At 62.7% G+C, this 12078-nt stretch carries 13 protein-coding genes; 5 read left to right on the top strand and 8 right to left on the bottom strand.

Annotated elements, in window-relative coordinates:
• Positions 1–26: 26 nt before the first annotated feature.
• Both AC3WLM_RS10055 and AC3WLM_RS10050 read left to right on the top strand, forming a co-directional pair.
• Positions 27–1313 carry a dicarboxylate/amino acid:cation symporter gene (locus AC3WLM_RS10055; RefSeq protein WP_492477279.1) on the top strand — a complete coding sequence of 429 codons (1287 nt, stop codon included), beginning with the start codon at positions 27–29 and terminating at the stop codon, positions 1311–1313.
• A 115-nt stretch (positions 1314–1428) separates the two neighbouring features.
• The gene (locus AC3WLM_RS10050; protein ID WP_492477278.1) at positions 1429–2043 is read left to right on the top strand and encodes a superoxide dismutase; all 615 of its coding nucleotides are present in this window, start codon (positions 1429–1431) and stop codon (positions 2041–2043) included.
• Here the strand turns inward: AC3WLM_RS10050 and AC3WLM_RS10045 are convergent.
• The 3 genes from AC3WLM_RS10045 to AC3WLM_RS10035 form a co-directional block, all read right to left on the bottom strand.
• Entirely contained in the window at positions 2031–3182 is a 1152-nt protein-coding gene (locus AC3WLM_RS10045; protein WP_052242628.1) for an AI-2E family transporter, read from the bottom strand. The two genes, AC3WLM_RS10050 and AC3WLM_RS10045, sit on opposite strands and share 13 nt — an antisense overlap.
• A gap of 142 nt (positions 3183–3324) precedes the next feature.
• Complete coding sequence (locus tag AC3WLM_RS10040) at positions 3325–3960, bottom strand: sigma-70 family RNA polymerase sigma factor (protein WP_052242629.1); 636 nt, start codon at positions 3958–3960, stop codon at positions 3325–3327.
• A complete protein-coding gene (locus AC3WLM_RS10035) occupies positions 3953–4222 on the bottom strand; it encodes a NepR family anti-sigma factor (RefSeq protein ID WP_156135854.1) in 270 nt (89 codons plus the stop codon). The genes AC3WLM_RS10040 and AC3WLM_RS10035 overlap by 8 nt, the downstream gene beginning before the upstream one ends.
• A 287-nt stretch (positions 4223–4509) precedes the next feature.
• On the opposite strand from AC3WLM_RS10035, the gene AC3WLM_RS10030 reads away from it, so the two are divergent.
• Positions 4510–6090, top strand: coding sequence for a CHASE domain-containing protein (locus AC3WLM_RS10030; protein WP_492477277.1), 1581 nt, complete (start codon positions 4510–4512; stop codon positions 6088–6090).
• A 38-nt stretch (positions 6091–6128) separates the two neighbouring features.
• On the opposite strand, the gene AC3WLM_RS10025 is transcribed toward AC3WLM_RS10030, so the two are convergent.
• A complete protein-coding gene (locus AC3WLM_RS10025) occupies positions 6129–6923 on the bottom strand; it encodes a response regulator (protein ID WP_039337064.1) in 795 nt (264 codons plus the stop codon).
• A gap of 86 nt (positions 6924–7009) precedes the next feature.
• The gene (locus AC3WLM_RS10020) at positions 7010–7411 is read right to left on the bottom strand and encodes a response regulator (RefSeq protein ID WP_052242631.1); all 402 of its coding nucleotides are present in this window, start codon (positions 7409–7411) and stop codon (positions 7010–7012) included.
• A 168-nt stretch (positions 7412–7579) separates the two neighbouring features.
• Between AC3WLM_RS10020 and AC3WLM_RS10015 the strand changes: the two genes are divergently transcribed.
• Positions 7580–8317 carry a Crp/Fnr family transcriptional regulator gene (locus tag AC3WLM_RS10015; protein WP_492478113.1) on the top strand — a complete coding sequence of 246 codons (738 nt, stop codon included), beginning with the start codon at positions 7580–7582 and terminating at the stop codon, positions 8315–8317.
• A gap of 237 nt (positions 8318–8554) precedes the next feature.
• Here AC3WLM_RS10015 and AC3WLM_RS10010 read toward each other — a convergent pair whose 3' ends face one another.
• Positions 8555–9010 carry a response regulator gene (locus tag AC3WLM_RS10010; RefSeq protein ID WP_492477276.1) on the bottom strand — a complete coding sequence of 152 codons (456 nt, stop codon included), beginning with the start codon at positions 9008–9010 and terminating at the stop codon, positions 8555–8557.
• Positions 9011–9118: 108 nt separating this feature from the next.
• The gene (locus AC3WLM_RS10005; RefSeq protein WP_492477275.1) at positions 9119–10279 is read right to left on the bottom strand and encodes an N-acetyltransferase; all 1161 of its coding nucleotides are present in this window, start codon (positions 10277–10279) and stop codon (positions 9119–9121) included.
• A gap of 166 nt (positions 10280–10445) precedes the next feature.
• On the opposite strand from AC3WLM_RS10005, the gene AC3WLM_RS10000 reads away from it, so the two are divergent.
• Entirely contained in the window at positions 10446–11549 is a 1104-nt protein-coding gene (locus AC3WLM_RS10000) for a fatty acid desaturase family protein (RefSeq protein WP_492477274.1), read from the top strand.
• 19 nt (positions 11550–11568) lie between these two features.
• Here AC3WLM_RS10000 and AC3WLM_RS09995 read toward each other — a convergent pair whose 3' ends face one another.
• Complete coding sequence (locus AC3WLM_RS09995; RefSeq protein WP_039337275.1) at positions 11569–12078, bottom strand: rhodanese family protein; 510 nt, start codon at positions 12076–12078, stop codon at positions 11569–11571.

The raw sequence follows: 12078 nt of genomic DNA, 5'->3' as shown, positions 1-12078 counted from the left end.
TGCAACCTAGCTAGAGTTGTCTCAAGATGACCTTACCGCCTTCTGAAAATTCGTCCATCACGCAACCGCCGATCCCGACGATCCGCGCAGGCTGGATCTTTGCCGCGCTTGTCGGAGGGCTTGCGTTGGGCCTTTCCCTGGCGTTTCTTGGCCCGGCGCTGCTTGATCCCGTGCTGGTCGTGGCACAACCTGTCGGTACGCTGTGGCTGAACGCCTTACGCGCTACGATCGTGCCGCTCGTGGTTTCGCTGCTGTTCACCGGCATCGCACAGACGGTGGCCGCAGCGCGTGCGGGGGCGCTGGCAAGACGGGCGTTGCTGTTCTTCTTCGCGATCTTGGCCGGCGGAAGTGCAATGGCGGGACTGCTGATCCCGGCGATCCTTTCCGTTTTCCCGATGCCGACCGCCGCTGCAGCAGCCTTGCGGGCCAGCGTCGCGCAGATTCACGACAAGGCGACCGTGCCCGGCTTTGGCGCCTTCCTGCAATCGCTGGTGCCCACCAACGTGCTGCAATCGGCTGCCACGGACCAGATCCTGCCAGTCATCCTGTTTACCGCCGTGTTCGGCCTTGCCGCCACGCGCCTTGCCGAAACGCAACGGCGGTCGCTCGCGACATTCTTCGAGGGCGTCGCCAATGCGATGCTGGTGGTGATCGGCTGGGTGCTTCTGGCCGCTCCCCTCGGCGTGTTCTGCCTCAGCCTTTCGGTTGCGGCGCAGAGCGGGACTTCGGCCATCGGCGCGCTGGCGCACTACGTTTTGGTAGTGACGTCGGCCGGCACCGTGATCTTCCTTATGGCCTATGCCGTTGCCGTGTTCGGCGCGCGTCTGCGGCTGGGCGAGTTCGCCCGCGCTGTGCTGCCGGCGCAGGCTCTGGCACTTTCGACGCAGTCCTCTCTCGCAACGCTTCCCGCAATGTTGACGGTTTGCCGCAAGCTGGGCGTTCGGGACCAGACTTCAGACCTTGTGATGCCACTTGCCGTGGCGCTGTTCCGCGCGACCGGGCCAGCGATGAACTTCGCTGTCGCCATCTACGTTGCGCATTGGTTCGGCATGCCGATCACGCCTTCGATGCTGGTTGCGGGCTTCGTGGTGGCAACGCTGACGACACTGGGCGCGGTCAGCCTGCCCGGCGCAATCAGCTTCGTGACCTCGATCGGCCCCATCTCCATCGCGATGGGCATACCGGTGGAGCCACTCGCCATCCTGGTTGCCGTGGAAGTCCTGCCCGACCTCATGCGCACGCTCGGCAACGTGACGATGGACGTCGCGGTGACGGCGGCGGTCGACCGCGCACACGGTGAACCTGCGCGATAAGTGCAACTGCTGTTTCGATAATTTCAACGACCTTGGGGCGGGACGACTTCGCAACCAACGACTACCTCGCGCGTTGGTCTGCGACGCAGATTTCCAAGCAAGGACGTTGACTATCATGGCGATTACACTTCCCCCGCTTCCCTATGCCGATACCGCACTCGAGCCGAGCATCTCGGCGACGACGCTGCAGACGCACCACGGCAAGCATCACAACGCCTACGTCGACAAGACCAATGCCGCGATCGAGGGCACGGACCTGGCGGACAAGAGCCTCGAGGAAGTCGTCGCCGCTGCCGAGGCAAAGGGCGACAAGGGCCTGTTCAACAATGCTGCGCAGAGCTGGAACCACGCCTTCTACTGGAATAGCCTGACACCGACCTCGTCCGAGCCGACCGGCGATCTTGCTGCAGCGATCGAAGGCAGCTTCGGCTCGCTCGACCGCCTGCGCGAGGAACTGGCGTCACAGGGCGCGGCACACTTTGCATCGGGCTGGGTCTGGCTCGTGGCCCGCGGCGACAAGCTGGCTGTCGAACAGACGCATGACGCGGCGACCTTTGCCACCGGCGATGCCAAGCCGCTGCTGGTCATCGACCTGTGGGAGCACGCCTACTATCTCGACCACAAGAACCTGCGCCCCGAATATCTCAAGGCGGTGATCGAGAAGCATCTGAACTGGGAGTTTGCCGCCGAGAACCTCGGCCGCGATGGCACCTGGACCTATCCGGCCTGATTCGCATCCGCTTGCCCGTCCTCGTCGATACCGGCGAGGCGGGCAGGTTCGAAAAGAGCCTCGCCAAACAGGAAGCCGACGAGGTTCGGCCTGCCGATGTGATCAAGCAGCGCGGCGATGGTCAGCAGGATCGGGACCGAAAGCAGTGCGCCGAGCACACCCCAGATCCATGAAAAGTAGCTGATCGACAGCAGGATCGCGACGGGATTGAGGGTGAAGCGCGCGCCGAGGATCGACGGGGTCAGCACATTCGATTCGATAGCGTGGAGCACCAGGTAGGCAAGAACCGGCACCAGACCCACCGCCACGCTACTAGCCGTGCCGAGTCCCACCAGTGCCAGCAGTCCCATCATCACCAGTGGTCCCAGGTAGGGCAGAAAATTGAGCACGAAGGCAAGGCCGCCCCACATGACCGGCGCGGCGAGACCAAAGCCCCATGCTCCCAGCGCCACGACGACCCCGACGCCGAAGTTCACCTGTGCCACGGTAAGGATGTAGCTCGCGACACGCTCCTGCACATCGCGCAGGACCCGTGCGAGGCGGACCGAGGCGTTGAAGGAATGGCGATCCAGCAGGATGCGTCGCTTCATGCGAATGCGCGATTCGATCATGAAGAAGGTCATCAGCAGGGTAAGCAGGGTTTCGAGGATCACGCTCGGCGTGGCAAAGGCGACCTGTTCGATCACTGACGGACTGGCGACAACCACTTCGCGTGTGGCCGAATGCCCGGTGATCCGGGCAAGCTGCCGGTTCACATCGGCGATCCATGAAAGGTTTCCGCGAAGCTCGGCAAACCGTCCGGCAACCTGCCGGGCCAGGGCCGGGACCTGATCCACCATCACGAACGCGGGCTGCAGGATCAGCAGTAGCGCCATCAACACGACTGCGATCAGCGCGCAGATCGCGATGAAGGATGCCAGCATGTTTGGCAGGCCCAGACGGGTCAGTCGGTCGGCAAGCGGCGACATGACGATCGTGAAGATCATCGCCGTCACCGGAGGGAGAAAGACCACCGACCCGATGGAGAGCACGAACGGCAAGGCAAGGAACAGCCCCAGCCCCAGCAAAAGGACAATGGCCGATTGCAGCCGTGCACGACGATCCGCCGGATCGTCGACGTCCAGCGGTCTTTCCAGCATTTCTGACGGCTGTTGATTCACGCAAACGGGCCTGACGGAGGTTTCAATGTTCCATCCACCGTTGTCAGGCGCTGATCAATAGCCTTGGCAGGAGGCCGCGTGAATTTGCAGGGGAGTGTTGCTGCTCCGACAGAGCAGTCCGTCAGGACTGGCTGCCGGCGTGTACGGTATGATCGAGTTCGCTCATGATTGCCGAGTGGGCCACCGCATCATCAGTGCTGCGGCGCGGGATTTGCCCATTCTCGATCATTTGCGACAGTGCTGCGCGGGCGCGACCAACGCGGCTCTTGATTGTACCCACGGCACAACCGCAAATCTGGGCGGCTTCCTCGTAACTGAAGCCGCCTGCGCCCACCAGCAGCAATGCCTCGCGCCGTTCGGGCGGAAGCGTGAGCAAGGCTCGGTGCATGTCCGAAAGGTGCATGGGCCCCTCCTGCGCGGCGGGGGCGACCAGGATCCGTTCAGCTACGGTTTCATCATAGTCGGCGCGGAAGCGGTTCCGGCGCATGTCGGTCAGGTAGGCATTGCGAAGGATCACGAAAGTCCATGCACGCATCGAGGTGCCCGGCTCGAACCGCTCCTGCGCGGCCCAGGCCTTGAGCAGCGTTTCCTGTACCAGATCATCGGCAAGATCCGGCCTGCCGCAAAGACCGCGCGCGAACGCGCGAAGGTGGGGGATGACGCCGGTCAGTTCGCGTTTGAACGTGACCGGATCGCTGGCGGGGCGAGGCGTCTTGTCGATGTCAACACCGGCAGCCTTCGGAGCAGCTTCAGCCATTGGACGGATCGTCCAGCTTGTTCAGCAGATCGGCAAAGGTGTCTGGCAGAGGTTCATCGAGTACGGAATCGTAAAGGCGCTTGAGCCCATCTGCCCATTCGGGCGGGCGCGGTTTTCCGCCTTTGCGGCGCTGCTGACCCGGATTCATTGGTTGTTCTTTCGACATTCGCTCTGTCAACGCCTCCCCCTCCAGGGATAAATCCAAAGTGTGACCGCAACGGCGCGGCAGATGCGCATTTCTGAATGCATCGCGCCCGTCCACTGAATTGCTTTCATCAGAAAGCGATCAAGGTAAACGGCAAAGCACGCGACGCGAGGTTTTGATGTGGAACGATATTGGCTCCTGTCGGTTCCCGACCTGATGCTTGCAGCGAAATTTTCGCTTCGCGGGCGTTTGGCTGTATCGGGGGAAGCGGGTTTCTTGGTGAAACCTGCAATGGAAGGGACAACGGGCGCGCGATGGAGAAATTGCTTGCCCAGAAAAAGCTGACGTCCAGATGGTACGAGCGCTTTCCCCGCGCCCTGCCCGTCGGTATTTTTGGCCTTACCATGGCAGTCACGGTCATTAGCGTCGCAGCCATCGAAACTGCCGAAGATCGTCGCCAAACCGCCACCACGGCGCAACTTGCCCAGTCCGTCGCGTCCGGTCTGGAGCGGCGGTCCAACGCCAATGCCGCCTATCTGCGTTCAAGTGCAGCGTTGTTCGCGACACAGCAGATGGTCGAGGCACCGCTGTTCCGTACCTTTATCCGCCAACTGCATCTTGATGGCCGATATGTCGGATCCGATGGGATCGGCTGGGCGATGAAGGTTAACAGCGCCGACATACCGACAGTTGAAGCAATCATGCAGAACGGAGGGGTGAGCGATTTTGCGATCAGGCCCAAGCCCGATGCCGAACGTCCGTTCGTAGTCCCGGTGATGTTCCTCGAGCCCGATACCCCGCGCAATCGACGTGCGATCGGATTCGACATGTTTTCCGAAGCGGCGCGCCGCGCGGCGATGAAATCGGCCGAGCGGACCGGCCAGCCCACGGCGTCGGGTGCTGTGGTGCTGCAGCAGGAAGGCAAGGAGACGCGCAAGCCGGGGTTCCTCGTCTACATGCCGGTGTATACCCTGAACACCGATCCCAACCCCCGCACGCTGCGCGGATACGTCTACTCTCCCTACAATGCGCAGCGCTTCCTGGAATCTTCTGTCGATGCCAGCCACCTCGGGGGTGCGGGCGTGCGACTCTTTGATGAAGATGCATCCGGCAGGACACTCATGGCGGAAGTCGCCCCGAGCGGAGCCTCCGGACGGATCATCCGTCAGGCGCTCGACATCGCCGGGCATCGCTTCGTTCTGGAGATCGAGGCACCGACAACGCCGATGCTTTCGATAATGTCGGTCATGTCGCTGCTGTTCGGCCTGCTCGTTGCAACTTTGCTTCTGGTCCTCGCCCGTCTGCTGACCCAGCAGGCCGTGGAAGACCGCATCGCCCTGGCCTGGTTCGAGCAGCAGTCCTCGATCCGCAACTCGTTGACGCGCGAACTCAACCATCGCGTCAAGAACACTTTGGCCAACGTGCTTTCGATCATCTCGCTGACGCGTCGCCGTGCGACGAGCCTGCCGGAATTTGCCGACAGCCTGGAAATGCGCATTCGCGCGCTGTCGGCAACTCACGATTTGCTGACGCAGTCCGATTGGGGAACGACGCCGGTCATGGCTGTCGTAAGGGCCGAACTCGCGCCCTATGCGCAAGATGCCCAACGCCATCTCGTTATCTCAGGCCCTGACGTGGAACTCGCGCCGAACGATGCCTTGTCGCTGGGGCTTGCCATCCACGAACTGGCCACAAACGCGGCAAAGTACGGGGCGTTAAGTGTCGAGACCGGGCAAGTGTCGGTCACATGGGATATGGCCGGCGAGAACCTGGCGCGCATCGAATGGGTCGAGCGGGGAGGTCCGGCGATCGACACCACCGTTCGCCGCAAGCGCGGTTTCGGCACAGAACTGGTAGAGAAGATCGTTGCGCACGAATTGCGCAATCCTGTCGACCTGAAGTTCGAGGCCGAAGGCGTGCGCTGCAGCCTGCTCATTCCGGTCAGACGGCGCGGCGATTTCGCCATACGACAAGGGCGCGGCTGACACCGCGCCCTTGGCCTGGTCACTCGGCCAAAAGCCTTTCAGAGCGGACGACTTGATCCGAAGAACAGCGCCTGGCTGATCGCGGTGCGCACGGTCTGCTCCTGGAAAGGCTTGGTGATGAGGTAGGTCGGCTCCGGACGATCGCCGGTAAGCAGGCGCTCGGGATAGGCGGTAATGAAAATGACCGGCACGGACCCGATGCGCAGGATGTCGTCCACGGCGTCAAGGCCCGAGCTGCCATCGGCCAACTGGATGTCGGCAAGCACCAGGCCGGGCTGTTCGCGCTGGACGATCTCAAGCGCCTGGGTGCGTGTAGCCGCCATGCCGCAAACATCGTGGCCGAGCGAGCGGACGAGGTCCTCGAGCTGCATCGAGATGAGCGGCTCGTCCTCGATGATGAGAACCGACGTGGCAGATTCGCGGTCGATCTCGGCAACGGCATCCTGAACCAGCAGTTCGACATCAGCCGGCTCGCGACCCATGATGAAGGCTGCTTCCTCGATGCTGAAGTCTTCCAGCGTGGTCAGCAGCAAGGCCTGGCGATTGGCGGGCGTCATGGCCGCAAGCCGTTCCTGCGCAGCGGCTTCATGATCTCCGAGCAAGCCGCTCGACCGGTCCACCGTGTCGACATAGGCCGTCGACCACACCCGGTTGAAAGCATGATAGAGCTGCGGACGCCCTTCGCCGATCATCGCACGCAAGGAGTCGTCAGCAAGCGCCGCTTCCAGAGTTGCGCGCACGAACGAATCGCCCGCGCTCTGGCTTCCCGTCAATGCGCGCGCGTAGCGGCGCAGATAAGGGAGTTGATTGGCAACCTTGGCACCCAGAGTCATTCGCACCCCTTCCCGGATAGTAACGTGCGATCAAACGCACCATAACGTCATCCGGTTCCCGATCGGGAACAAGAGGAAAAATGCGCTTACCCCGCCTGCGATGCGGGCAGCGTCTGCAATGTGGTAACGACCCAATCGGCAAGAAGGTCCGGCGAAGTGGGTTTGCGGAACTGGATGGCAAATCCGTGGCTGTCCGGCACCGATCCGGAATCCAGCCCGGAAGTGATGGCCACTGCGCAGCCCGCTTCATACAGGCGCGATGCAAGTTCCAGCGAGTTGCCGTCGGGAAGCTGCAGATCCAGCAAGGCGACTGCCGGCAGGCCTCTCGCCACAAGGTCCGTTGCCGCTTCAATGGTGGAGGCAACAGCCACCGTAAGTCCGCGTTCCATCAAGGAATCTTCGATGGCCATGGCGACGAGAAGGCTGTCTTCGACAACGAGGACAAGATCCTGACCGTGTCTGACGGCAGCTTCGTTTTTCGGTTCCATCCGGGAACCCTAAGGCACATCACGGGAACAAACCCTGTCTTTTGACATAGCAGGTCCGGCGGACTGATGATGAAAGGCTTGGGTATGGGCAGGGACGATGCAGACTACGGCGCCGGGCGGGAAGTCGGCGCAATGGTGCAGGATCAAGGTGGAGGAGGGGGGTACTTGATGCTGAACGGAGGACAGCCGTGCCTGGCGTGCCCGCTGGCTGATTGCGAGGCTTTGCATCAGCCCCCGGCAGATGTCCGCCAGTGGATTGCCGCGTTCCGCCACGGTGAAATGCGCTTCACCCGGGGCGAGCAGGTTTTTGCACAGGGGACGCGGCCGACGTTCCTCTATACCGTGCTCTCGGGGGTCCTCATGCGGACACGCCTGCTTGAGGATGGCCGGCGCCAGATCATCAATTTCATGTTCCCGGGTGACTTTCTCGGGCTGCAGGCGGCACTCGATGCGGAAATGAGCCACACTGTCGAGGCGCTGACCAATGCCACCTTGTGCACTTTCGTACGCGAGAAGTTCTTCGATCTGGTTGCCCAGCAGCCAAGACTGTCGTTTGACCTGACCTGGCTTGCGGCCCACGAGGAAGCGGCGCTGGAGGAACACCTCGTCTCGCTCGGCCAGCGCAACGCGCGCGAGCGGATGGCAGCTCTGGCCGTGTTTCTCGTCCAGCGCGGCATCGATACAGGAATTGCGCCGGGCGGTGTCCTTACGCTGACGGTTACGCAGGGGCAGATTGCAGATATGCTGGGGCTGTCGCTGGTGCATACCAACCGCACCTTGCAGACTCTCAGGCGCATGGGGCTGGTCGACTGGACCCTTTCGACCATCAGCGTTCCCGATATTGCCGCGGCAAAAGCCTACGCAAAGATCGATGGCAGCACATTTTCTTCGCGGCCTTATATCTAAGCGTTGATTTAAAAGGATAAAAATTTTTCGAGAGCTTGGAACCGCCTTCAGGGACGCTCGTTTAGGGTATGTCACCGCCGAGACCCCCCCTCCCGTCCAAGCGGCTGGTGATACGATCCCGAAAGGTCCCCGATGGAAACGTCGGGGACCTTTTTTTGGTTGATCGGCCCCGGCTGCGCTCCCCGCGCGGCTGGGGCTTTCGTTTCCGAGGGTTGGGAGGAATTCGCTCAACCGGACTTATTGGCCAGCAAGGGCGCTCCGGATACGGCCCAGAATGCCACGTGGCCGTTCCTGCTGTATCAAGGATACCAGTGCGGCAGTGCTGAAGGGCTTGGGCAGGACGCGGCCAAGCCCTGCGGCTGTATCGGGGATGGCTTCAGGCGTCGCGGTGGTGAAGATGATCAGCGGCGAGTTCTCGCCCAGTTGAATGGCCAGTTCTGCCAAGGCCCAGCCATCGCCCCTGTCTGCAAGGTGCACGTCGAGGACCAGGATCGATGGAACGTACTGATCGAGCTGCGCCATTGCCTCCGCAACGCTGGCGCAAGTCGTTACCGGTGCTGCACCCGCTTCGCCAACAGCGTCGGCGATGTCCATGGCAACCAGGCCATCGTCTTCCACAACCAGAGCAGGACCAAGCGCACGGCCAGACTTTCGTCGCGCCGTCTTCTTATTGTCCTGTGTCGTAGTCGGCACCGTCTGTCGCACCCTGATCTGACCTATCTCGATGAACGCGGGCAGCCAAGCAGCGTTCCACCGCCCGTCCCGCCCGCCATGTTGACGGGCGCGAACAGGCCGGCAGGCTCAGACTAGAGGCTTGTCGTAAATCACGTAAGTCTTGTTGACGTGGCTGTCGATCGCTTCGGCGATCGCGTTCATCCCCTGATTGTCGTCGAGAATCCAGCCGATCTCCCCGCGCGAGGCGCCGTAGTCGCGCACCGAGTTGAGGCGGATCGCCTCGATCATCATGAAGGCCAACTGGCTTGCCAGGCGCGAGGCCTGGAGGCGCTTGCGCACACCCATCAGCGGCACGCGCATGGTGCGCACCCGCGGCTTGCGCAGCCACAGCAGCAGCTTGGCCCAGTTGAACGGGAACAGCTTTCCGCCCATCGGCTTCAGCACTTCGTTGAGATCGGGCAGTGTCATCATGAAGGCCACCGGCTCGCCCTCGTACTCGGCGATCATGATCAGGTCTTCGCGCACGATCGGCTTGAACTTCTTGCCGGCATACTTGATCTCGGTGTCGGTAAACGGGACAAAGCCCCAGTTGTCCGACCAGGCATCGTTGAGGATGTCGAGGATCAGCGCGGCTTCTGCATCGAACTTCGACTTGTCGACATTGCGGATGCGGATCTTGGCGTTCTTCTCGCCCGATTGGACAATGCGCTGGATCAACGGCGGGAAGCCCTTGGTGATGTCGAGCTCGTAGGTGTTCAGCGTCTTGGCCGGCTGGTAGCCCAAGGCCTTGATATAATCGTCATAGCGCTGCGGCTGGTGGCCCATCATCACTGTCGGTGGATGATCAAAGCCCATGGTCAACTGGCCCGGCTCTTCCCAGATCGACATCGACAAGGGCGCTAGCACGCGGGTCATGCCCTTATCGCGCAGCCAGCCTTCAGCGCGGCCGATCAGTGCCTGCGCGACGGCCTCGTCCTCGGCCTCGAGCAGGCCCCAGTTCCCCGTGCCCGGCCCCATGCCCTGCCTGGGATCCATGGCGATCGCCAGATGATCGATGTGGGCGGAGATACGACCCACAACAGCGCTGCCCCGGCGAGCAAGGAACAGTTGCACGTCGGCATGTTCGAAGAACGGGTTCTTGCCGGGCGTGATCAGCTCTTCGGCTTCCATCCGCAGTGGCGGTACCCAGTTGGGGTCACTGGCATTGAGGCGATACGCAAGGTCGACGAAGGCCTTTCGGTCAGCCTTGCCGGAAACCGGTGTGATGATTACTTCGCCTTGAGCCACGATCTTGCCTTTGTTTGCGGATATGGGGTCGTTGCCGATGGGACTGCGGTCCCGACCGGCGCATTGTCAAGCCGCAGGGCGCGGTGTGGGGACGCCCAGAGGCTATTGCTTGGTGCAAAAAAGCCGGCCTGAGCCGGTAGATACGGGTCATACTGGAATTTGTGGCATGATTGCGACCGATACGCTTGAAACTCCCCGCGACGTGGCTCCTGCCGGTGCCGAAGCTGCCAAGCTTCCCCGCGGCCTGGCAGGCACGCCTGACGACAAGGAAATGCTCCGCTCCGCCGTCGAATTGACGCGCGACATCGCGACCGCGCGGCCCGAGATCTACTGGCCCGACATGCTGGGCTCTGCAGCCCTTGGTTACGCCGCGCTGGCCGGCGCGATCCTCATCGGCAATCCGCTCGTCGCCGCGCTGTCCGGAGTGGTCGCGGCGCTCGCGCTCTACCGGGCCCTTCTGTTCATCCACGAACTCACCCACATCCACAAGAACGCGCTGCCAGGCTTCCGCTTTGCGTGGAACCTGCTGGTCGGCATCCCGATGCTGACGCCCTCGCTGATGTACGAAGGTGTCCACACGCTGCACCATGCGCGCACGCGCTATGGCACGGTCGAAGACCCTGAGTACCTGCCGCTCGCGCTGATGAAACCGTGGTCGCTGCCGCTGTTCGCGCTGGTTGCCCTGCTGCTGCCGATCGGTCTGCTGATCCGCTCGGCAATCCTCGTGCCGCTGGGGGCGGTCATCCCGCCACTGCGCCGCCTGGTGTGGGAGCGTGCCTCTGCGCTATCGATCAACCCGGAATTCCGCCGCCGTCCGCCCGAAGGCGAATTTGCGCGCATGGTGTTCTGGCAGGAACTGGGTGCATCGGCCTGGGCGCTGTTCGTGTTGTGGTGGAGCGCGACGCATTCTTGGCGTCCGCTGCTTATCGGCATTGCAGTGATCTCGCTGACCGCGCTGCTCAACCAGATCCGTACGCTTGTTGCGCATCTGTGGGAGAACGAGGGCGAGGCCATGACCGTGACCGGCCAGTACCTCGATTCCGTCAACGTACCCCCGCCCGCCTGGCTGGCGCCGCTGTGGGCGCCGGTTGGTCTGCGCTACCACGCGCTGCACCACTTGCTGCCCTCGATGCCCTATCACTCGCTGGCCGAAGCGCACCGCCGGATCGTGGCGCACCTCGGCACTGGCTCGACGTATGAGAAGGGCAATTACAACGGCCTGCTGCCGCTCGTCGGCAGGCTGGCGCGCAGCACGATGATGCCGCGCTGAGTGGAAAGGCCACGCTGCCTCAGGCGGCGCGGCGGTTCCACGGCATCAGGCCAAGCAGCCTGGCCATGCCGCACCAGCCGGTTGCCCCGGCCATGAACAGGCCCGCACCGACGAATGCCGAAAGCGCGACGAAGCCCTGCGCCACGGTGAGCGAAAGCGCCACGCCGGCAAGGATCAGCAGCCCTGCGATCATCTGGACCTGCCGCATGATCTCGAGTGGCGCCTTGGCATCGGTCTTCACCGGCAGGCCGGCCGAACGCCAGCCGTCAATGCCCCCTTCCAGAAGGTAGCCGGGACAGTCGGACACGGCGGCGAGCCGATCGGCGTTGGCAGCGGTGCGCATGCCCGAACGGCAATGCCAGATCACCGCAGGATGGCCGGATACCGGCTCCAGCGCCGACAGCGGCATGTTGGCCGCGCCCGGAATGCTCTGCCGGCGATGTTCGTCGGCGTCGCGGATGTCGATGAGCCGGGCGCCCTCGTCGAGCAGCGCCTTGGCTTGTGCAGGGGTGATGGTTGGAAGCGTCAT

This window comes from Novosphingobium sp. FW305-C-30-35 (assembly GCF_058783135.1).
Note: the sequence above shows the minus strand (reverse complement) of the source record. Positions and strands in the feature narration are given on the sequence as shown.